19 protein-coding genes are annotated in these 20,535 nt (G+C 68.8%); 14 read left to right on the top strand and 5 right to left on the bottom strand.

Annotated elements, in window-relative coordinates; all coding sequences use genetic code 11:
- Positions 1-11: 11 nt before the first annotated feature.
- Entirely contained in the window at positions 12-2,495 is a 2,484-nt protein-coding gene (locus FJ108_04470; GenBank protein MBM4335154.1) for a PBP1A family penicillin-binding protein, read from the bottom strand.
- 105 nt (positions 2,496-2,600) lie between these two features.
- Here FJ108_04470 and gshB point away from each other — a divergent pair, with 105 nt between their 5' ends.
- The 4 genes from gshB (at position 2,601) to FJ108_04450 (ending at position 5,663) form a co-directional block, all read left to right on the top strand.
- A complete protein-coding gene (gene gshB, locus FJ108_04465) occupies positions 2,601-3,551 on the top strand; it encodes a glutathione synthase (protein MBM4335153.1) in 951 nt (316 codons plus the stop codon).
- 5 nt (positions 3,552-3,556) lie between these two features.
- On the top strand, positions 3,557-4,522 hold the full coding sequence (locus tag FJ108_04460) for a phosphoribosylaminoimidazolesuccinocarboxamide synthase (protein ID MBM4335152.1): 966 nt from the start codon (positions 3,557-3,559) through the stop codon (positions 4,520-4,522).
- Positions 4,523-4,647: 125 nt separating this feature from the next.
- A complete protein-coding gene (locus tag FJ108_04455; GenBank protein ID MBM4335151.1) occupies positions 4,648-5,013 on the top strand; it encodes an ATP-dependent acyl-CoA ligase in 366 nt (121 codons plus the stop codon).
- A gap of 128 nt (positions 5,014-5,141) precedes the next feature.
- Complete coding sequence (locus tag FJ108_04450) at positions 5,142-5,663, top strand: methylated-DNA--[protein]-cysteine S-methyltransferase (protein MBM4335150.1); 522 nt, start codon at positions 5,142-5,144, stop codon at positions 5,661-5,663.
- A 3-nt stretch (positions 5,664-5,666) separates the two neighbouring features.
- Here the strand turns inward: FJ108_04450 and FJ108_04445 are convergent, their stop codons facing one another.
- From FJ108_04445 to FJ108_04430, 4 genes are read right to left on the bottom strand one after another with little or no spacing between them, the layout of a single operon-like run.
- Positions 5,667-6,860 (bottom strand): aminotransferase class I/II-fold pyridoxal phosphate-dependent enzyme, encoded by a 1,194-nt coding sequence (locus FJ108_04445; GenBank protein MBM4335149.1) that lies wholly within the window; start codon positions 6,858-6,860, stop codon positions 5,667-5,669.
- Positions 6,857-7,780 carry a PHP domain-containing protein gene (locus FJ108_04440; protein ID MBM4335148.1) on the bottom strand — a complete coding sequence of 308 codons (924 nt, stop codon included), beginning with the start codon at positions 7,778-7,780 and terminating at the stop codon, positions 6,857-6,859. The genes FJ108_04445 and FJ108_04440 overlap by 4 nt, the downstream gene beginning before the upstream one ends.
- Positions 7,777-8,646, bottom strand: a complete 870-nt coding sequence (locus FJ108_04435) for a hypothetical protein (GenBank protein ID MBM4335147.1) — start codon at positions 8,644-8,646, stop codon at positions 7,777-7,779. The genes FJ108_04440 and FJ108_04435 overlap by 4 nt, the downstream gene beginning before the upstream one ends.
- 5 nt (positions 8,647-8,651) lie before the next feature.
- A complete protein-coding gene (locus FJ108_04430) occupies positions 8,652-9,671 on the bottom strand; it encodes an NAD(P)-dependent glycerol-3-phosphate dehydrogenase (protein ID MBM4335146.1) in 1,020 nt (339 codons plus the stop codon).
- Between the two features lie 126 nt (positions 9,672-9,797).
- Here FJ108_04430 and FJ108_04425 point away from each other — a divergent pair, with 126 nt between their 5' ends.
- Genes FJ108_04425 through FJ108_04380 form a run of 10 tightly spaced genes read left to right on the top strand, consistent with a single transcriptional unit; the run spans position 9,798 to position 20,522 of the window.
- On the top strand, positions 9,798-10,151 hold the full coding sequence (locus tag FJ108_04425; GenBank protein MBM4335145.1) for an NADH-quinone oxidoreductase subunit A: 354 nt from the start codon (positions 9,798-9,800) through the stop codon (positions 10,149-10,151).
- Positions 10,152-10,155: 4 nt separating this feature from the next.
- Entirely contained in the window at positions 10,156-10,617 is a 462-nt protein-coding gene (gene nuoE / locus FJ108_04420; GenBank protein MBM4335144.1) for an NADH-quinone oxidoreductase subunit NuoE, read from the top strand.
- A 21-nt stretch (positions 10,618-10,638) separates the two neighbouring features.
- Positions 10,639-11,913, top strand: a complete 1,275-nt coding sequence (nuoF, locus tag FJ108_04415) for an NADH-quinone oxidoreductase subunit NuoF (GenBank protein ID MBM4335143.1) — start codon at positions 10,639-10,641, stop codon at positions 11,911-11,913.
- 2 nt (positions 11,914-11,915) lie between these two features.
- The gene (locus tag FJ108_04410) at positions 11,916-13,319 is read left to right on the top strand and encodes a 2Fe-2S iron-sulfur cluster binding domain-containing protein (protein ID MBM4335142.1); all 1,404 of its coding nucleotides are present in this window, start codon (positions 11,916-11,918) and stop codon (positions 13,317-13,319) included.
- A complete protein-coding gene (locus FJ108_04405; protein MBM4335141.1) occupies positions 13,320-14,477 on the top strand; it encodes an NADH-quinone oxidoreductase subunit H in 1,158 nt (385 codons plus the stop codon). It abuts the gene before it with no gap.
- On the top strand, positions 14,477-14,977 hold the full coding sequence (locus tag FJ108_04400) for an NADH-quinone oxidoreductase subunit J (GenBank protein ID MBM4335140.1): 501 nt from the start codon (positions 14,477-14,479) through the stop codon (positions 14,975-14,977). The genes FJ108_04405 and FJ108_04400 overlap by 1 nt, the downstream gene beginning before the upstream one ends.
- Positions 14,978-14,985: 8 nt before the next feature.
- Positions 14,986-15,285, top strand: coding sequence for an NADH-quinone oxidoreductase subunit NuoK (nuoK, locus tag FJ108_04395; protein ID MBM4335139.1), 300 nt, complete (start codon positions 14,986-14,988; stop codon positions 15,283-15,285).
- A gap of 7 nt (positions 15,286-15,292) precedes the next feature.
- Positions 15,293-17,341: an NADH-quinone oxidoreductase subunit L gene (nuoL, locus tag FJ108_04390; GenBank protein MBM4335138.1), complete on the top strand. Its 2,049-nt coding sequence runs from the start codon at positions 15,293-15,295 to the stop codon at positions 17,339-17,341.
- A complete protein-coding gene (locus tag FJ108_04385; GenBank protein MBM4335137.1) occupies positions 17,341-18,978 on the top strand; it encodes an NADH-quinone oxidoreductase subunit M in 1,638 nt (545 codons plus the stop codon). Before nuoL ends, FJ108_04385 begins: the two co-directional genes overlap by 1 nt.
- The gene (locus FJ108_04380; GenBank protein MBM4335136.1) at positions 18,975-20,522 is read left to right on the top strand and encodes an NADH-quinone oxidoreductase subunit N; all 1,548 of its coding nucleotides are present in this window, start codon (positions 18,975-18,977) and stop codon (positions 20,520-20,522) included. Before FJ108_04385 ends, FJ108_04380 begins: the two co-directional genes overlap by 4 nt.
- Positions 20,523-20,535 lie beyond the last annotated feature (13 nt).

Below are 20,535 nucleotides of genomic sequence, written 5' to 3'. Positions count from 1 at the left end.
TCACGCTCGCCCTAGTCGACTCGCAGCGGACGCAGGGCGCCGCCCGGCGCGCCGGCCTCGGGGCTCAGCTCGAGCGGCGCCGTTCCCTCGCGGAACGGCAGGAAGAGCGTGTCCGCGCTGTCGGGCCGCGCGAGCAGGCCGGACGCGCGATCGACGCGCGCGAAGACCACTCCCTCGGGCACCGGGAAGTCCTGGACCGGCCGGTCGCGAAGCGCGTGGCGCATGTAGTCGATGAAGATCGGCGCCGACGTGCGCCCGCCGGTCTCGTTCGTGCCCAGGCTGTGCGCGCTGTCGTAGCCGACCCAGACTCCGGTCGCGATCTCCGGCGAGTAGCCGATGAACCAGGCGTCGTGGAGGTTGTTCGTCGTGCCGGTCTTGCCCGCGATCGGCCGGCCGAGCGCCTTCACGCGCACGCCCGTGCCCTCCTGCACGACCGCGCGAAGCATCTCGGTCATCAGGTAGGCGCTCACCGGATCGAGCTGGTAGTCGGAGGGAAGCTCCTCGCCCTGCTTCGCCTCGGTCTCGCTGCGGATCTTCTCCATGATTCGCTCGAGCGAGTCGCCGCTCTCCTCCGCGCCGGCCGCGTCGTCGGGCCCCTGGCCGACGCCAGGCGCCTCGGCGCCGTCGAGGTTGGCCAGGAGCGGCACGTTCTGCGCGATCACTCGCCCGCTGCGGTCGCGCACCTCGAGGATGAACACCGGGTCGATCAGCTTCCCGCCCGAAGCGAAGGCCGTGTACGCGCGAACCAGCTCGGCGAGCGTCACCTCGCTGTTGCCGAGCGCGAGCCCCAGGTTCATCTCCATCTTCGAGGCGATGCCCAGCGCGCGCGTCATGTCGCGAACCGGGGCCAGCCCGATGTCCGAGAGGATCCGGATCGTCGCGGCGTTGCGCGACTTTGCCAGCGCGGTGCGCATCGTGATCGGCCCGAGAAAATCCTCGGAGTAGTTCTCGGGCTTCCAGGCGAAGCCGCGCGAGTAGTCCTCGTAGACGATCGCGGTGTCCTGCACGATCGTCGCGGGCGTGTAGCCGCGCGCGAGCGCGGCCGCGTAGACGATCGGCTTGAACGCCGACCCGGGCTGGCGGCGCGACTGCAGCGCTCGGTTGAACTCGCTCTGCGCGAAGCTGTAGCCGCCCACGATCGCCTTGAGCTGGGCCTTCTCGAGATCGACCGCGATCAGCGAGCCCTCGGCCAGCGGTCGCTGGTAGAGCGCAAACTGTGCCGCCTCGCCTTCGGGCTCGACGCGCTCCAGGTAGACCAGGTCGCCCGCGTGGAGCGCCTGTCCCACGCGCGAGACGCGCGCGACCACCCCGTCGCGCGCCGGGTTCAGCGGCCCCGCCCAATCGACGTCGGCGATTCCGAGTGAAGCGCGCTCGTCGGGTCCGAGCGCGAGCGTGAGCTTCTGCGCGTCGTCGTCGACCTCGATCACGAGTCCTTGGACCAGCGCGTCCTCGGCGGGCGCGATCGCGGCGTTGCTCGCGGCGATCTCGGCGAGAACCGCGGGCCATTCGCCCTTCGGCACGTTCCGGATCGGCCCGCGGTAGCCCATCCGGCGGTCGTGGTCGCGGAGGCCCTTCCGCAGCGCGCGCCAGGCGGCGATCTGATCGTCGAGGTCGAGGCTCGTGTGCACCGTCAGTCCGCCGGTCAGCACCTGCTCGCCGCCGAACCGGGTCATCAGGTAGCGGCGCACCTCCTCGACGAAGAAGGCGCTCGCCGACTCGCGCTCCTGCCAGGTCGCGTGCGTGTAGACCAGCGGCTGCGCCGCCCAGGATTCGGCGGCGGCTGCGTCTATGAAGCCGTTCTCCGCCATCCGCTCCAGCACGAGCAGCTGCTTGCGCCGGGCGGTCTCGGGCGAGACGTGCGGATTCCACTCGGCCGGGCGCGGCACGACCCCCGCGATCACCGCCGCCTCGTGGATCTGCAGCTCGCGCGCCGACTTCCCGAAGTACGTCTGCGCCGCGGCCTCGAGGCCGTAGGCGCCCGCGCCGAAGTAGATCTGGTTCAGGTACAGGTACAGGATGTCGTTCTTCGAGAGCGACTTCTCGATCCGGCGCGCGAGCACCATGTCCTTGAGCTTTCGCGTGTAGCTGCGCTCGGAGCTGAGCAGGAAGGTCTTCGCGACCTGCTGCGTGATCGTGCTCGCGCCCTGTGCCTTGCGGCCCTGCACCAGGTTCTTGAACGCGGCGCGGGCGATGCCGGGGTAGTCCAGACCCTGGTGCTCGTAGAACTCCGCGTCTTCCGCGGCGACGAACGCGTCGACGACGGGGCGCGGCACCTCTTCGATCGGGATGATGATGCGCCGCTCGGTGGCGAAGCTCGCGACCTCGTTGCCGTCCACGTCGAGCACGCGCGTGATCAGCTTCGGCTGGTAGTCGCGCAGGCTCTTGATCTCGGGCAGATCGCGCAGGATCAAGAGCCAGAATGCCAGGGCTCCCGCGGCGACTCCGAGCGCGGCGAGGATGCCGAGTGCCAGGATCAGCTTTGCGAGGCGTCTCAAGCGCGCTCCTCGATTCGAATCGGAAGGCCGCGGCGCCGGGAGCCGAACCTACCGCAGAGGTCGTTCCTTTGACAGTGCGCGACGGACCACCCTAGCATCCGCCGCATGCGGCACCTCTTTATCGTCGATCCGGTGCCCGGTTTGAACCCCGACGCGGACACCAGCGTCGCCTTCATGCGCGAGGCGTCGCGGCGCGGACACGCGCTCGCCACCTGCGGCGTGGCGGAGCTGTCGATCGGACCCGGCGGCGGGGCGCGCGCGCGCTGGGTCGAGACGCGCGTTCGCGAGGGTCGCGACTGGTTCGAGCTCGGCGCTCCCGGCGCGGGCGAGCTCGGCGAGTTCGACGTGGTCTGGATGCGCAAGGACCCGCCGTACGACCTGAACTACTTCTTCGTCACTCACATACTCGACCTCGTCCCGCCGACCACCCTGGTCGTGAACGCGCCGCGAGGGCTGCGCGAGGTGACCGAGAAGCTGTTCATCCTGCGCTTTCCCGAGCTCTGCCCCGAGAGCCTGGTGAGCCGGAGCATTCCCGAGCTGCTCGAGTTCCGGCGCAAGCTCGGCGGCGAGATGGTGATCAAGCCGCTGGACGGCTGCGGTGGCGAGGGTGTCTTCCACCTGACCGCGGAGGACCGCAACGTCACGGCCATCCTCGAGCTCGGCACCCGGCACGGGAGCACGTTCCAGATCGCGCAGGCCTACGTGCCCGAGATCCGCGACGGCGACAAGCGCATCATCGTGGTCGAGGGCGAGCCGGTCGGTGCGGTGCTGCGCACGCCGCTGCACTGGGAGACGCGCGCGAACTTCCATGTCGGCGGAACGGCGGTGAAGTCGGCGCTCACGCCGCGCGACCGCGAGATCTGCGCGCGGATCGGACCGATGCTGCGCGAGTTCGGGATCGTCTTCGCGGGAATCGACGTGATCGGGCGCTGGCTGACCGAGGTCAACGTCACCAGCCCCACGGGAATCCAGGAGATCAACCGCCTCGACGGCGTGGTGCTGGAGCGGCAGGTTCTAGACGCAGTGGAGCGCCGTCATCGCGCTCTCGGGGGATGAAGCGCATGGGAATCGATCCGGTCGTTCTGGCCCGGCAGTGCAAGCACACCCTCGGCCGGACCGACTTCGTCGGGCTCGGCCGACGCATCGAGGGCAAGGTCCGCGACTGCTACGTCGAAGCCGGCCGCCGCACGCTGGTTGCGAGCGACCGGATCAGCTGCTTCGACGTGGTCGTCGGCACGATCCCGTTCAAGGGGCAGGTGCTGAACCAGATCGCCGAGTTCTGGTTCGAGAAGACGGCGTCGGTCGCGCCCAACCACGTCCTCTCGGTGCCCGACCCGTGCGTGACCGTCGCCAGGGAGTGTCGCCCGCTGCCGGTCGAGTTCGTCTACCGCGGCTACCTGACCGGCGTGTCGAGCACGTCGATCTGGCGCGCATACGAGGCGGGTGAGCGGCTCTACTGCGGACACCGCCTGCCCGACGGGCTGCGCAAGCACCAGCGGCTGCCCGAGGCCCTGCTGACGCCGACGACGAAGGCCGAGCACGGCGAGCACGACGCGCTCACGTCCCGCGAGGAGCTGATCGCCTCCGGGGTGATCTCGGAGGCTCACTACGACGAGGGCGCGCGGATCGCGGCCACGCTCTTCGCGGCCGGTCAAGCCTGGGCGGCGACGCGCGGGCTGATCCTCGTCGACACCAAGTACGAGCTGGGTCTGGATTCCGACGGCCGGCTCGTGGTGATCGACGAGATCCACACCCCCGACTCGTCGCGCTACTGGTACGCCGACGGCTACACCGAGGCGTTCGATCGCGGCGAGGATCCGAAGTCTCTCGACAAGGAGTACGTGCGCCGCTGGCTCGTCGAAAAGGGGTACCGCGGCGAGGGTCCGCCACCGACGCTGCCCGACGACGTGCGCTGCGAAGCGGCGCGCCGCTACATCGAGACCTTCGAGCGCATCACCGGCCGCGAGTTCGTGCCCTCCACCGACGAGCCACTCGCTCGAATCCGTCGGAATCTCCGCCTCGCGTGAAGCGCTCAGCGACGAGAAAAAGCGCAAATTCCGGCCTTCAGGCCTTTACAAGCTCGGATTTCGTTCCATACCCTTGCGCCGTTCCGTAACCGGAACGTGTGGGGGGAACGATGGCAGCAAGCAAAGTGGCAACGGTCGGCGTGAAGCGTGAAGCCGGCTTTCTCTACTATCTCGACAAGCAGGGTGACGTTTCTCGCGTCGCCATGGCGCGCGGCGGTGGACGCCAGGCGCGCAACAAGCCCGAGAAAGTCGCAAAGGCCGGCGTGAAGCGAGAGGACGGCTTCCTCTACTTCATCGACAAGAAGGGCGATGTCTGCCGCACGAAGATGGCGCGGCGAGGCGGAGCCGGTCGCCGCAAGAAGACCGCGCGACGCGCGGCTCCCCGGCGACGGAGCACGGCGCGCAAGACGACGGCGCGCGCGAAGAAGTCGACCCGCCGCGGAGCGACGGCTCGCAAGAAGGCGGGTCGCACCACGCGCCGCCGCGGCTAGCGAAGTCGTTTCTCGGTCCAGAGGTTGGACGTAAAGGCTGGGGGGCAGCGCGAGCTGTCCCCCAGGCCTGTTTCTGGGCGACGAATACAGCTGCGGGGCGCGCGCGGTTGGTGATAGGCTCGACGGCGATGGGGGTGAAGCTCGCGACCGCGGTGGTCGAGACGCCGATCGGCGCTCTGCGTCTGGCGGTGTCGGAAGCCGGTGTCGCGCGGATCGGACTGCCGCGCTCGAGCGGTCCCGGCTTCGCCGGCTGGCTGCGCAGCTCCTTCGCGGATGCCGAGCGCGTGCCCTGGCTGCCGCTGCTCGACAAGCTCTCGCAGGAGCTGATCGAGTACTTCGGCGGACGCCGTCGCGAATTCGAAGTGCCGCTCGATCTGCACGGAACCGAATTCCAGCTCTCGGTCTGGCGCGAGATCGCGGCGATCCCGTACGGCGAGATGCGCACCTACGGAGGAATCGCCGACGCTGCCGGTCGGCCGCGCGCGGTCCGCGCCGTCGGTACCGCGACCGGGAACAATCCCGTGCCGATCCTCGTCCCGTGCCACCGCGTCATTGCCGCGCAGGGACGCCTCGGCGGATTCTCGGGCGGACTCGACGTGAAGCGTCGGCTGCTCGCGCTCGAGCGCGCCTCCACCGGCGTGCTGCTCTAGATCCTAAGCGCGGTCGAGCGCCTGCTCGATGTCGCGGATCAGGTCGTCGGTGTCTTCGACTCCGCAGGAGTAGCGAACCAGGTTGTCGCGGATGCCGAGCGCGGCGCGTTCCTCCACCGTCTTGTCCCAGTACGACACCACCGTCGGCTGCTCGACCAGCGACTCGACCCCGCCCAGGCTCGGCGCGATGTACGGAATGCGCAGCGCGTCGATGAACTTCGACGCGGTCTCCAGCGACCCGCGCACCTCGAAGCTGATCACGCCGCCGAAGCCCTTCATCAGGCGCTTCGCGACCGCGTGGTCGCGGTGGCTCTCGAGGCCCGGGTAGTGGACGCGCTCCCCCCGGCGGTGCTGCTCGAGAAAGCGCGAGATGGCTTCCGCATTGCGGTTCGCGCGCTCGACGCGGAGCGCCAACGTCTTGACGCCGCGCAGGATCAGATAGGACGTGTGCGGGTCGATCACGCCGCCGAGCACGCCGTGCAGGTCGCGGATGGTCCGGATCAGATCGGCGCGTCCGACCAGCGCGCCCCCGAGCACGTCGTTGTGCCCGCCGAGGTACTTCGTCGCGGAGTGCAGCACCAGATCCGCGCCGAACGAGAGCGCCTGCTGGTTCACCGGCGTGGCGAACGTGGAGTCGATCACGCTGATCGCGCCGCGATCGCGACACAGCTCGGCCACGCGCGGGATGTCGACGACGCGCAGGTAGGGATTGGTCGGGGACTCGGAGAAGAACAGCGTGGCGCCCGCGTCGAGCGCGCGCTCGATCCCGGCCAGGTCGGACGGGTCCACGACGGTGGTGCGGATGCCCATCTTCGGCAGCAGCGTCTGCATGAATTGACGCGTGCGCCGGTAGCAGTCGTGGGTCGTCACGAGGTGGCCGTTCTGCGGCATCAGCGCGAGCAGGAGCGTCGTGACGGAGTTCATCCCCGACGCCGAGACGACGCAGTCCTCGCCGCCCTCGAGCCCGGCCAGCTTCTCCTCGAGCGCGCGCGTGGTGGGATTGCCGTAGCGCCCGTACTCGAAGCTCGCGTGCCGGCCTTCCTGGTAGGCGATCACCTCCTGGGTGTCGCGGAACCAGTAGGTCGCGCTCTGCACGATCGGAACCGTGATCGAATCGCCGACGCGTGGCCGCGGACCGCGCTCACCCGCGTGGACCGCGCGCGTGGACTGCCCGGTCTTGTCGCGCTCACTGCTCATGAGGGGCGGCCGAGGTTACTCTCGGCTCCGGGGAAGTTCAATTCGCGAGCGCCTCGCCTCGTCTCGAGCCGAGCCATCAGGGCGTCGTAGAAGGGGCGGCCGATGTGCAGGCCGCCGGCACGTCCCCGGCCTATCTCGATGGCGGGCCGCTCGTCGCCGTGGAAGTCACTGCCGCCGGTCTCGAGCAGCTGATGCTCGCGTGCGAGACGGCGCAGTCGCTTGATCTGACCCGGCCGGTGACCCGGATGCCAGATCTCGAGACCGTCGAGACCGTCGGGGAGGAGGCGCTCGACGAAGGCCTCGATCCCGCCCGGCCGATCCACGCCGCCCGAGAGCGGCGGGTGCGCGAGCACCGCGACTCCGCCCGCGCCGTGCACGAGATCGATCGCCTCGTCCGCGGAGAGCGCGTCGTTCGGCTCGTAGCCCGGACGGCCGCGCCGCAGGTACTTCACGAACGCCTCGTCCGCGTCGGCGCAGACTCCGAGCTCGACCAGCGCGCGTGCGACGTGTGGCCGGCCGACCGAGCCGCCGGTGGCGATCTCGTCCACGCGCGCGTACTCGATTCCGATCCCGATCGCGCGCAGCCGGGCGACCATTCGCGCCGCGCGGCTCTGCCGGCCATGACGCGCCAGGTCGAGCCGTGCGCGCAGTCGCTCGTCGTCGGGCGAGATCCCCAATCCGAGCACGTGCAGCGAGCGCGTGCCGTCGCGGTCGTTCACGGAGAGCTCGATCCCGGCGATCACTTCGACGCCGAGCCGCAGCCCTTCCTGCTGCGCCTCGGCGATGCCTTCGATCGTATCGTGATCGGTGAGCGCGAAGGCCGTGACGCGATTCGCGGCAGCACGGCGCACCAGCTCGGTCGGTGAGAGCGCTCCATCCGACGCGACGGTATGAGTATGGAAGTCGAAGCGCTCGCTCATCTCGGCTGGCTTCCGTAGCCGGCCTCGTCGAGCGCGTTCTCGAGCACGAGCTTGCGGCGGCGCTGGTATTCGGACTCGGTGATCAGCCCGCTGCGGCGGCTGGAGTCGAGCTCGTCCAGGGCGCGCAGCTGCGCGTCGGACAGATTCCCCGGGAGCGGCGCGTCGGGCGACGCGGCGGGATCCGCCTCCGGCGGAAGCTCCATCAGCACCGTGCGGCGCCGCGCCTCTCCCTGGCGGAACGACAGGCTCACCGGTCTTCGGAAGTACGCGTCGCGCCAGGCGACCTCGATCCCGCGCGGGCCGAGCTTCCGCTGCGCCTGTCCGATGCTGAGCTTGAAGCGCGGCTCCAGTGTCGGCAGCGCGGTCGGGATCTCGTACTCGCGCGGGCCGGCGCGCCGCGCGTCGGGCTCCAGCGCCTGCTCGAGCGCGTAGAACTCGACGCGCATCTGCTCGCCCTGCACGAAGAGGCGGAACGCGGTGACGCGCGTGTCGGTGAAGATCTGCAGCCTGCGGTCCTCGGGGAAGACCGCGGCGGCGACCTCGTCGTCCGGCCCGGCCTTCGCGAGCGCGGCCGAGATCGCGTCGCCGAGCTCGTAGACGAACTGCGAGCGGATCGCGGGCTTGCGGTTGCCCTCGTCGTCCTCGTAGGACAGGCTCGCGAGGATGTGCGCGATGCGCACGTCGGCGATCGTGACCGGGTGGGAGTAGCCGCGCGCGACCGGCGCGTCGCCCGACTTCTGATGACGCAGCTCGACGCGCATGTTCGGCTTGTCGTAGACGCGCTCGCGCACGAACTTCGGCCCGCAGCCCGCGAGCGCGACCAGCGCGAGCAGAGCCAGGCAGAGCCGCGCGGGCCGGGTCGTCATCCGCACTACTCGTATTCGCTCTTCAGCTGGCGCGAGCGCAGCTCGATCCCCGCCTCGACCGGGTTCTTGCCCTCGAAGAGCAGCAGGTACACCCCGGTGGTGATCGGCATGTCGACGCCGAGCTTCTGCGCCAGCTCGTAGGCGGAGCGCGCGGTGCGCACGCCCTCGGCCACCTGGGTGAGTCCGCCGAGGACCTCGTCGACGGTCTTGCCGCGCCCGATCTCCAGGCCGACGCGGCGATTTCGCGACAGATCCCCCGTGCAGGTGAGCACCAAGTCGCCGACTCCAGAGAGACCGAGAAAGGTCACCGGATTGGCGCCCATCGCCACACCGAGCCGGGTGATCTCGGCCAGGCCGCGGGTGATCAGCGCGGCGCGCGAGTTCAGACCGGCCTCCAGGCCGTCGGCCACGCCGATCGCGATCGCGATCACGTTCTTCAGCGCCCCGCCGAGCTCCACGCCGACCACGTCGCCGGTCGTGTAGCAGCGGAACTCCGGCGACGAGATCAGAGTCTGGGCCGCGATCGCGTAGGTCTCGTTTCGCGCCGCCAGCGAAACCGCGGTCGGCCGACGCTCGGCGATCTCCTTGGCGAAGCTCGGCCCGGACAGGAAGCAGAGCCGGTCGTGCATCTCGCGCGGCAGCGTCTCCATCAGGATCTCGGAGACGAGCTTGCCCGACCCGACCTCGATTCCCTTCGACGCGGAGACGATCAGGGCGTCGGGGCGGACCAGCTCGCGCCCCTTTCCCCAGACCTCGCGCACCGCGTGGCTCGGCACGACCGAGATCACGAGCTCCTTGTCGTCGAGCGCCTGCGACAGCGACGTAGTGGGGCGAATCGCATCAGGCAACGTGAAGTCGGTCAGGTAGCGCGGATTGCGCCGCGCCTTCTCGATCGCGTCGACCAGCTGGGCGTCGCGCGCCCAGAGGTCGACCTGGTGACCTTTCTCGGCGAGCAGGATCGCAAGGCAGGTGCCGAAGCTGCCCGCGCCGAGGACTGCACAGCGGACCGGGTTCTCGACGCTCATTCGCCAAGCATAGACGCGCCTTCATCCGGTTGACAGTGCGCGGGCCGCCTTCTACGCTTGCGCCGCCTTTTACCAGGAAATTCGGGTAGTTTCGAGGGAATTCGCGGGGGAGTCTCGGGGGGTCCGATGGGGGAATACGCCGGTCTCGGGCTCTTCGCCCTGCTCGGCTCGCTGGCCGTGATCGGGTTCCTGGCAGCGACGACGCTGCTGGGACCGAAGCTCGTCTTCGCGGAGAAGCAGGAGCCGTTCGAGTGCGGTGAACACCAGCTCGTGTCACCGAACCAGCGCTTCAGCGTGAAGTTCTACATGGTGGCCGTCTCTTTCATCATCTTCGACGTCGAGCTGGTGTTCCTGTTTCCGTGGGCGGTGGTGTTCAAGGATCTGGGCTGGTACGGGCTCGCGGTGATGACGCCGTTCCTCGCAATCCTGGTGGTCGGGCTCGCCTACGAGTGGCTGCGCGGCGGCCTCGAGTGGGACTAGCGAGATGAAGGCCGAGACCCGCGCCGAGATCGAGTCGCTCTTCGAGCGCTATCCGCAGAAGCGCGGCGCGCTGCTTCCCGCGATCTACCTGTTGCAGCGAGAGAAGGGGCACGTCGACGCCGAAGGCACGCGCGAGCTCGCGGCGCTCTTCGAGCTGCAGCCGATCCAGGTCCTGGAGGTGCTGTCCTTCTACAACATGTTCTACACCGAGCCGCAGGGTCGTCATCACGTCTACGTGTGCACGAACCTGCCCTGCAGCCTGCGCGGCTCGCGCACTCTGCTGAGGCAGCTCGAGGCGCACCTGGGCGTGCACGGCGGCGGAACGACCGCGGACGGTCGGGTCACGATCTGCCACGAGGAGTGTCTGGGCTCCTGCGGAACCGCGCCGATGATGAGCGTCGACGGCACGTACCACGAGAATCTCGATTTCGAAGCCGCGCGGCGCATCATCGACGGGCTGGAGTAGGTCGTGAACGTCGAGCCGTACGTGAAGAACTACCTGTCGGAGCACTACGGCGACGATTCGTTCCAGACGCTCGCCGGCTACGAGGCGAAGGGGGGCTTTGCGGGGCTGCGCAAGGCGCTGGCGCAGACGCCCGAGCAGGTGGTCGAGATCGTGAAGGCGTCGGGTCTGCGCGGCCGCGGCGGAGCCGGCTTCGCCACCGGGCTGAAGTGGAGCTTCATGCCCAAGACGAACGAGCGCATGAAGGTGATCGTCGTGAACGGCGACGAGTCCGAGCCGGGCTCGTTCAAGGACCGCATGATCATGGAGCGCGGCCCCTTCGAGGTGCTCGAGGGGATCATCATCGGCGCGTGGGCGATGGGCGCGCAACGCGCGTACATCTACGTGCGCGGCGAGTACACCAGGGCGATCCGCACGCTCGAAGCCGCGGTGAAGGAGCTCTACGGCAAGAAGCGCCTGGGCAAGAGCACCTTCGGCGTGAAGGGCTTCGACCTCGACATCGTGGTCCACTCCGGCGCCGGCGCGTACATCTGCGGCGAAGAGACGGGCCTGCTCGAATCGCTCGAGGGAAAGAAGGGCCAGCCGCGCAAGAAGCCGCCGTTCCCGGCGCAGCACGGCGCGTTCGGTCTGCCGACGACGGTGAACAACATCGAGACGTTCGCGCACGTGCCGTTCATCCTCGATCGCGGGGTCGAGTGGTTCAAGAGCCGCGGCACCGAGAAGAGCCCCGGCACGACACTCTTCGGTGTGAGCGGCCACGTCGAGCGGCCGGGCCTGTTCGAGCTGCCGCTCGGCACGCCGCTGCGCGAGGTGCTCGGGCACGCGGGCGGCGTTCGCGGCGGCCGCAGACTGAAGGGCGTGATGCCGGGCGGGCTCTCGATGCCGGTGCTGCCGCCGAGCGAGCTCGAGGTGCCCATGGCGGAGGAGTTCCTGTCGCAGCGCGGAACGCATCTGGGCACCGGCGGCGTCATGGTCATGGACGAGAGCGTCTGCATGGTGCGCGTGGCGACGGTGGTCTCGTACTTCTTCCGCGACGAGTCCTGCGGCCAGTGCACGCAGTGCCGCGAGGGCACCGCCTGGGTGCACAAGCTCTGCCAGAAGATCGAGCGCGGCCGCGCGAGCGACGCGGACCTCGCGCTGCTCTCCGACGTGCCCAAGCTCATGGAGGGCCAGACGATCTGCGCCTTCGCCGACGCCGCGGCCTGGCCGATCCAGGGCCTGCTGAGGCACTTCCGGGACGACTTCGAAGCGCACCTGCGCGAGCAGAAGTGCCCGTTCCCCGAAAGCTTCGAGCTCTAGCCATGCCGAAGATCGCGATCGACTCGGTCGAGTACGAGGTGCCGGAGGGCCGCACGATCCTGCAGGTGCTGGACGATCTGGGCCTGCTCGGGAACGGCGTCGAGGTTCCGCACTACTGCTGGCACCCCAAGCTCAGCGTCGACGGCTCCTGCCGGCTCTGTCAGGTCGAGATCGAGGGCGTGCCGAAGCTGCAGATCGCCTGCAACACGCCGGTCGCGAACGGCATGAAGGTCCACACCAAGAGCGACCGCGTGATCGCTGCGCGTCGCGGTGTGATGGAGCTGCTGCTCATCAACCACCCGCTCGACTGCCCGATCTGCGACCAGGCCGGCGAGTGCAAGCTGCAGGACCACGCCTTCGACTGGGGCGTGCCGGCCGCGCGCACGACCGAGCCGCGCCGCCCGGCGAAGAAGGCGGTGGACCTGGGTCCGACGATCGTCTTCGACCAGGAGCGCTGCATCCTGTGCCGGCGCTGCGTGCGCTTCTGCCGCGAGATTCCCAAGACGGGCGAGCTAGGCGTCGTGAACCGCGGCGACGAGTCGCTGCTCGAGCTCTTTCCGGGAAGCGAGCTCGACAACCCCTACTCGATGAACGTGGCCGACATCTGCCCGGTGGGTGCGCTCACCACGCGCGACTTCCGCTTCAAGATCCGCGTCTGGTTCACGGACGACGTCGAGAGCGTCTGCAACCAGTGCTCGCGCGGCTGCAACATCCTGGCGTCGCGCTCGAACAACAAGGTCTACCGCTTCCTGCCGCGCCGGAACGACGCAGTGAACGACACCTGGATCTGCGACCACGGGCGCATGTCGTACAAGAAGAACTCGACCGGGCGCCTCACCGCCCCGCGCGCCGACGGGCGCGAGGCGAGCTACACCGACGCGGTGAAGCGCGCCGGAGAGCTCGTGCGCGCGGCGCTCGATGCGAAGGGAAAGATCGTCGGCGTGGCGTCTCCGTTCGCGTCGAACGCGGACCTCGCGGCGTTTCGCGATCTGCTCGCGGCGCTCGGCGCGGGGCCGGCGCGCTTCTCGGTGCCGCGCGGGGAGTCGGACGCGATCCTGATCGAGGCCGAGAAGGCGCCGAACGCCGCCGGCTGTCGCGCGCTGGGCATGGTCGAGTCGAACGAGCAGCTCGGCCGCGCGGACCTGGCGCTGGTGCTCGGGCACACGCTCACCGCCGAGGTCTTCGGCGACGTGCGAAACATCGTGCTGATCGACACGCACGAGTCCGCGCTCTCGGCGCGCGCGACGGTGGCGCTGCCCGCGCGCACGTTCCTCGAGAAGTCGGGCGCGTTCACGAACAGCCGCGGGCTGGTTCAGTCGTTCTCGGCCGTCGTCGAGCCCACGATCGAGGCCTGGTCCGAGTCCGACGCTCTGGCGCAGATCGCCGCGGCCGCGGGGATCGCGTAGATGGAGACCTCCACCGTCTTCGTCGCGCTGTTCCTGTTCGTGCTCGTGCTGCTGGTCTTCTCGCCGATCATGACCTGGGTCGAGCGCAAGCAGAGCGCGCTGATGCAGAACCGCATCGGCGCGAACCGCGCCGAGGTGTTCGGGATCAAGGCGCTCGGCCTGATCCACCCGCTCGCCGACGCGATCAAGATGATCATGAAGGAAGACATGGTGCCGACGGGCGCGCACCGCTTCCTGCACCTGGTGAGCCCGTTCATCGCCGTGGTGCCCGCGATCATCAGCTTCGCGGTGATCCCGTACGGCGGCACGTACCAGATGTGGGGCGCGAACGTCTCGCTCTGCGTCGCGGACCTGGACTACGGCGTGTTGTACGTGTTCGCGATCGGCTCGATCGCGACCTATGGCTCCATGCTGGCCGGCTGGGCCGGCAACAACAACTTTGGAATGCTCGGCTCGATCCGCGTCTCGGCGCAGATGATCTCGTACGAGGTCGCGCTGGGCATCACCGTCGTCGGGCTGTTCATGATCTTCGGCACGCTGCGGCTGACCGAGATCGGCGTGATGCAGCAGGAGACGTTCCGGCTGTTCGGCTTCCTCGAGCACCTGGATCTGGTCTCCGCCGGAACCGCGTGGCTCGAGTGGATCCGGATCCCGATGTGGGGGATCGTGCTGCAGCCGCTGCCCTTCTTCATGTTCCTGACCGCGCTCATGGCCGAGAACAAGCGCGCGCCGTTCGACACGCCCGAGGGCGAGTCGGAGATCGTGGCCGGCTACTTCATCGAGTACTCGGGCATGAAGTTCGGCCTGTACATGATGGGCGAGTGGATCGAGGTCGTGGTCATCTCGGCGCTGCTCACGGCGATGTTCCTGGGCGGCTGGTCGCTGCCGTGGGTCTCCGAGAGCGGGATGATCTCGGCGCTCACTCCGTCGTTCGGCGAGAACATGGCGAACCTGATCGCGATGGTGCTCGCGGTGCACGTGTTCCTGATCAAGGTCGTCGCCCTGATCTGGTTCCAGATGCTGATCCGCTGGAGCATGCCGCGCTTCCGCTACGACCAGGTCATGAACCTGGGCTGGAAGATCCTGCTGCCGCTGTCGCTGGCGAACATCGTGATCACCGCGTTCGGGATCCTGATCGTGCAGGAGGTCACGCGCTGATGCGCACGGCGCTGTTCTGGATCTTCTCGGTCATGGCGGTCGGCTCGGCGCTCGGCGTGGTCGGCAGCCTGCGCAGCCCGATCAACTCGGCGCTGTCGCTGGTCCTGTCGATGCTCGCGCTCGCCGGCCTGTACGTGCTGCTCGAAGCGCAGTTCGTCGGGCTGATCCAGGTGATGGTCTACGCCGGCGCGATCGTCGTTCTGTTCCTGTTCGTGATCATGCTGCTGAACCTGCGCGGCAGCGGCGCGGGCAGCGCGGAGAGCCGTCCGATCGGAAAGGCCGCGGGCGCGGTCGTCGCCGTCGGGGCGGTGCTCTGGCTCGTGCGCCGGCTGGCCGCGAGCCGCGCGCCCTGGCCCGAGGTCGACCCGACCTACGGCACGACGCGCGCGATCGGCGAGGCGCTCTACACCGACTACGTGCTCTCGGTCCAGGTCGCCGGCGTGCTGCTTCTGGCGGGGATCATCGCCGCGGTCGTGCTGGCCAAGAAGAAGATCGACTGATGGGCGACGTGCTGCCGTTCCACTTCCAGGTCGTCGCCGCGCTGATCTTCGCGATCGGCGCGCTCGGCGTGATGCTGCGCCGGAACATGATCGTGATGTTCATGTCGATCGAGCTGATGCTGAACGCCGCGAACCTGTCGCTGGTCGCGTTCAGCCGCGAGATCGGCAACGACCAGGGGCAGATCCTGGCGTTCATCGTCATGGTGGTGGCGGCCGTCGAGGTCGCCGTGGGGCTGGCCATCATCATCAGCCTGGTGCGCAACCGCGACACCGTGAACATCGAAGACACCAGCCAGATGAAGTGGTAGGGAAGACGTGACCGAGCACGAGAACACCGCGCTTCGCTGGATCCCGCTGCTGCCGCTGATCGCGGCGGCGCTCTCCGGGGCCTGGCTCGTCTTCGGCCGGCGCGCGCTGCCGCGCGTGGCGGTGATCGCGCTGGCCTGCGGCGCGCCGATCGCGTCGTTCGCGATCGCGGTGGTGCAGGTCTTCAAGCTCGCGCTCGAGACCGCGCTGCCGCCCGACGCCCCGTACTACAGCGACAACCTGTACACGTGGATCTCCGCGGGCGACTTCCACGCGGAGCTCGCGTTCCTGCTCGACCCGCTCTCGGCCGTGATGGTGCTTGTCGTCACGGGCGTCGGCTCGCTGATCCACATCTACTCGGTCGGCTACATGGACGACGACCACCGCGAGGACCGCGGCTTCCAGCGCTTCTTCGCCTACTTGAACCTGTTCACGTTCTCGATGCTGATGCTGATCCTCGGCGACAACCTGCTGGTCATGTTCGTCGGCTGGGAGGGCGTCGGCGTCTGCTCCTATCTTCTGATCGGGTTCTGGTACCTGGACGACGCGAATGCCGCCGCCGGCCAGAAGGCGTTCGTGGTGAACCGGATCGGCGACTTCGGCTTCCTGCTCGGCATCTTCCTGCTGTTCTGGTCCTTCGCGCAGGCGGGCCTGCCCACGGTCGAGTTCCGCGAGATGTCTGCGAACGTCGGCCTGCTCGCGGAGCGCACGGTCGCGCTTCCCGGCTGGCTCTCGTTCCTGCCGGGCTTCCCGACCTGGGGGCTGCTCACGCTCGCGTGCCTGTGCCTGTTCGTCGGCGCGTGCGGAAAATCCGCGCAGATCCCCCTCTACGTCTGGCTTCCCGACGCGATGGCCGGGCCGACGCCCGTCTCCGCGCTGATCCACGCCGCGACCATGGTGACGGCCGGCGTGTACATGGTCTGCCGCATGTCGTTCGCGTATTCGCTCGCGCCCGGCGCGCAGGCGACGGTCGCGTGGACGGGCGCGCTCACCGCGTTCTTCGCCGCCACGATCGGGCTCGCGCAGACCGACATCAAGAAGGTGCTCGCGTACTCGACCGTGAGCCAGCTCGGCTACATGTTCCTGGCCGCCGGCGTCGCGGCCTACAGCGCGGCGATCTTCCACGTGATGACGCACGCGTTCTTCAAGGCGCTGCTCTTCCTGGGCGCGGGCTCGGTGATTCTCGGCATGCACCACCAGCAGGACATCACCAAGATGGGCGGGCTGCGCCGCCGCATGCCGGTGACCTGGGCGACGTTCCTGGTCGGCGTGATCGCGATCGCGGGCGTGCCGCCGTTCTCGGGCTTCTTCTCGAAGGACGAGATCCTCCTCGCCGCGAACCAGGCGCACGCCATTCCGGGCCACCAGGCGCTCTGGGCGATCGGCATGGCGACCGCGTTCCTGACCGCGTTCTACATGTTCCGGCTCTACTTCCTGGTGTGGAGCGGAGAGAGCCGCGCCGATCACCACACGCAGGCGAGCATCCACGAGTCGGGAAAGTGGGTGCTGGTGCCGCTCTGCGTGCTCGCGCTCTTCTCGGTGATCGGCGGCTTCTTCGGCCTGCCCGACGCGTACGGCGATCTGTTCGGCGTGCAGCGCTCGAACAGCCTGCACCACTTCCTGCAGCCGGTGGTGCACTCGGCCGAGCACGAGATCTCGCACGCGACCGAGTTCCGGCTCGCCGCGCTCACCACGTGCGTGGGCCTGGCCGGGATCGCGCTCGCGACCGTCATGTACTTCTGGCGCCGCGACCTCGCGGCCAAGCTCGCCGCCGCGATCCGCCCGCTCTACGCGCTGGTGCGCGACAAGTACCGCATCGACGAGCTCTACGACGCCGCGATCGTGCGCCCGCTGCGCGCGCTCTCGAGCAGCCTGCTCTCGCGCGGCGTGGACCAGGGCCTGATCGACGGCCTGGCCGTGAACGGCACCGCGAAGCTGGTGCGCGCCAGCGCCGACGGCGCGCTCAAGTACCTGCAGAGCGGCTTCGCGCAGTCGTACCTGGTCGCGATGCTTCTCGGCGGCGTGCTTCTGGTCGCCTGGCTGGTGCGGGGAAGCTGATGGCGACGAGCCTCGACACGCTTCTCGCCGACCACCTGCTCTCGGCGATCGTCTTCCTGCCGCTGGCCACGGTGCTCCTGCTCGCGCTGGCCGACGGCCTGTTCCGCCTGCCGGAGACGATCTGGCGCTACACGGCGCTCGCGTCGTCGCTGGTGGGGCTGTTGCTCGCGCTCGCGCTCTGGCAGCGCTTCGACCCCGCGTCGAGCGGAATGCAGCTGGTGGAGCGCGCGGAGTGGATCCCGAGCTGGGGCATCCACTACTCGCTCGGCATCGACGGGATCGCGCTGCTCCTGGTCGCGCTCACGAGCTTCCTGCTGCCGGTCGTGCTGCTCGCCTCGTGGACCGACATCCACGCGCGCGTGAAGTCGTACCTGTTCTTCATGCTCGCGCTGCAGACCGGAATGCTCGGCGCGTTCCTCGCGCTGAACCTGTTCCTCTTCTACGTGTTCTGGGAGCTGATGCTGATCCCGATGTACTTCGTGATCGGCATCTGGGGCGGGCCGCGGCGCATCTACGCGACGCTGAAGTTCTTCATCTACACGATGGTCGGCAGCCTGCTGATGCTGGTCGGCATCCTCGTGCTGGCCTGGCTGCACCAGAGCCAGTTCGGCTCGCCGAGCTTCGAGTACTACGGCGCAAACGGCGGCACCGGCATCCTCGATCTGTCGATCCCGAACGCGGGCGGTCCGTGGTGGCAGCGGCAGGGCTTCCTGTTCGGCGTCTTCGCACTCGCGTTCGCGATCAAGGTGCCGATGTTCCCGTTCCACACCTGGCTACCCGACGCGCACGTCGAAGCTCCGACGCCCGGCTCCGCGGTGCTCGCGGGCGTGCTGCTGAAGCTCGGCACGTTCGGCTTCGTGCGCTACGCGCTGCCGCTCTTCCCGCAGGCCGCGCTCGACTTCGCGCCCTGGATCGTGGGGCTCGCGGTGATCGGCATCGTGTACGGGGCGCTCGTCGCCTGGGTGCAGAGCGACCTGAAGAAGTTGGTCGCGTACTCGTCGGTCTCGCACATGGGCTTCATCGTGCTCGGGCTCTTCGCGTTGAACCCGCAGGGCGTCTCGGGCGCGGTGCTGCAGATGGTGAGCCACGGCGTCTCGACCGGGGCGCTCTTCATCCTGGTCGGAATGATCTACGAGCGCCGCCACGTGCGCGAGCTCGACGCGTTCGGCGGCCTGGCGCAGGCGATGCCGGTCTTTGCAGCGTTCTTCGCGATCGCCACGTTCAGCTCGGTCGGGCTTCCCGGCCTGAACGGATTCGTCGGCGAGTTCCTGATCCTGCTCGGCGCGTTCCAGACTCTGCCCGGCGCGACGGTGATCGCGACCTCGGGCGTGATCCTCTCCGCGGTCTACATGCTCTGGGCGATGCGCCGCGTCTTCTTCGGGCCGCTCGCGAACGAGGCGAACAAGACGCTGGTCGACCTGGGCCTGCGCGAGAAGCTGGTCGCGGTGGCGCTGGTGATCCCGATGATCTGGATCGGCGTGCACCCGTCCACGTTCACCAACCCGATGGACCGCGCGGTGACCGAGCTGCTCGAGACCATGACCCGGCGCGGCGCGGACCTGGCGGCGTGGCAGGGCAGGGACGCGGCCGACGAGCCGAGACTCGCGGCCGAAGCCGAGCTGGAGACGTCGCGATGATTCCCGCGATCGACGTTGCCGCCGTCGCGCCGATGATCCCGGTGGCGCTGGGCGTGCTCTGCCTTCCCATGCTCGACACCGCGCTCCGCGCCACGCCCGAGCTGCTCGGCCAGCGCGTCTCGGCCGCGCGCCGCGGCACCTACCTGGCCAGCGCGAGCGTCCTGTTCCTGGCCGCGTCGCTCCTGCTCACGCTGAACGCCTTCTCGGCTCCGCCGCGCGTCTTCAATCCCGACTTCGAGATGGTGAAGATGGACGGCGTGGCGCTGTTCCTGATGTCGATCGTGCTGATCGGCGGCATGCTCACGGTGCTCGCATCCGCGCGGTACCTCGAGCACATCCACTCCAACTGGGGCGAGTTCTACGTGCTCGTGCTCTCGTCGGTGACGGGGATGATGTTCCTGGTCGCGGCCAGCGACCTGATCATGCTGTTCCTGGCGCTCGAGCTGATGAGCATTCCGGTCTACGCGCTCGCCGGCTTCCGGCGCGCGTCGCTGCGCTCGAACGAATCGGCGGTGAAGTACTTCCTGATAGGCTCGTTCGCGTCCGGCATCCTGCTCTACGGCTCGTCGCTGCTCTACGGCGCGACGGGGTCGCTGGAGCTTTCCGAGATCGCCACCAGCTTCGATCCCGAGAACGCGCTCGACCTGGTCGGCGCGGGCCTGGTGCTGATCGGGCTCGGCTTCAAGATCTCGTCGGTGCCGTTCCACCAGTGGGCGCCCGACACCTACGAGGGCGCGCCCACGACGGTCTCCGCCTTCATGGCGACGGCCGTCAAGGTCGCCGCGTTCGGCGCGCTGCTCCGCGTGCTGAACGTCGGGCTCGCGCCCGTCTCCGAGTCGGTCTACGGCGTGCTCTGGGTGCTCGCCGCGCTCTCGATGACGGTCGGGAACGTGATGGCGCTGATCCAGCGCAACACCAAGCGCATGCTCGCGTACTCGAGCATCGCGCACGCCGGCTACCTGCTGGTGGGCGTGATCGCGGGCGGCGAGCCGGGCGTGCAGTCCGTGCTGGTCTACCTGCTGACCTACACGTTCATGACGATCGGCGCGTTCACGGTGGTCTCGGTGCTGACGCGCGACGGCGCGGAGCTCGATCGCATCGACGATCTCTCGGGCCTGGCGCAGACCCGCCCCGCGCTCGCGGCCGCCATGTCGATCTGCATGTTCTCGCTGCTCGGCATGCCCGGCACCGCCGGCTTCATCGGCAAGTTCCTGGTCTTCAGCGCCGCGGTGCAGAGCGGCCTGGCCACCGGAAGCTCGTCGCTGGTCTGGCTGGTCGTGATCGCGGTGCTGAACTCCGCCATCTCGCTCGGCTACTACCTGCGCATCCCCGCCACCATGTACTTCTACCCGCCGCGCGACGACGCCCAGCCCGGCAAGGCCACCTTCTTCGAGGGCCTGGCCCTGTGCGCCTGCGCCGCCGCCGTGCTCCTGCTCGGCCTGCTCCCGCACGACGCGCTCCCCGGCCTCTCCGCCCTGCTGCAGATGGCCGACGTGAACGTGCTCCAGCTCGCCAGCGACGCCGCCGCCTCGTTCGCGCATTAGCCGGGGGTCAGCC

This window comes from Deltaproteobacteria bacterium, assembly GCA_016875225.1.
Taxonomy (GTDB): domain Bacteria; phylum Myxococcota_A; class UBA9160; order SZUA-336; family SZUA-336; genus VGRW01.
Note: the sequence above shows the minus strand (reverse complement) of the source record. Positions and strands in the feature narration are given on the sequence as shown.

Excerpts from the sequence above, each read along its gene's own strand:
- gshB (MBM4335153.1), top strand. The coding sequence starts at position 2,601 with ATGCGGCACCTCTTTATCGTCGATCCGGTGCCCGGTTTGAACCCCGAC.
- FJ108_04460 (MBM4335152.1), top strand. The coding sequence starts at position 3,557 with ATGGGAATCGATCCGGTCGTTCTGGCCCGGCAGTGCAAGCACACCCTC.
- FJ108_04450 (MBM4335150.1), top strand. The coding sequence starts at position 5,142 with ATGGGGGTGAAGCTCGCGACCGCGGTGGTCGAGACGCCGATCGGCGCT.
- FJ108_04445 (MBM4335149.1), bottom strand. The coding sequence starts at position 6,860 with ATGAGCAGTGAGCGCGACAAGACCGGGCAGTCCACGCGCGCGGTCCAC.
- FJ108_04440 (MBM4335148.1), bottom strand. The coding sequence starts at position 7,780 with ATGAGCGAGCGCTTCGACTTCCATACTCATACCGTCGCGTCGGATGGA.
- FJ108_04435 (MBM4335147.1), bottom strand. The coding sequence starts at position 8,646 with ATGACGACCCGGCCCGCGCGGCTCTGCCTGGCTCTGCTCGCGCTGGTC.
- FJ108_04430 (MBM4335146.1), bottom strand. The coding sequence starts at position 9,671 with ATGAGCGTCGAGAACCCGGTCCGCTGTGCAGTCCTCGGCGCGGGCAGC.
- FJ108_04425 (MBM4335145.1), top strand. The coding sequence starts at position 9,798 with ATGGGGGAATACGCCGGTCTCGGGCTCTTCGCCCTGCTCGGCTCGCTG.
- nuoE (MBM4335144.1), top strand. The coding sequence starts at position 10,156 with ATGAAGGCCGAGACCCGCGCCGAGATCGAGTCGCTCTTCGAGCGCTAT.
- FJ108_04410 (MBM4335142.1), top strand. The coding sequence starts at position 11,916 with ATGCCGAAGATCGCGATCGACTCGGTCGAGTACGAGGTGCCGGAGGGC.
- FJ108_04405 (MBM4335141.1), top strand. The coding sequence starts at position 13,320 with ATGGAGACCTCCACCGTCTTCGTCGCGCTGTTCCTGTTCGTGCTCGTG.
- FJ108_04400 (MBM4335140.1), top strand. The coding sequence starts at position 14,477 with ATGCGCACGGCGCTGTTCTGGATCTTCTCGGTCATGGCGGTCGGCTCG.
- FJ108_04385 (MBM4335137.1), top strand. The coding sequence starts at position 17,341 with ATGGCGACGAGCCTCGACACGCTTCTCGCCGACCACCTGCTCTCGGCG.
- FJ108_04380 (MBM4335136.1), top strand. The coding sequence starts at position 18,975 with ATGATTCCCGCGATCGACGTTGCCGCCGTCGCGCCGATGATCCCGGTG.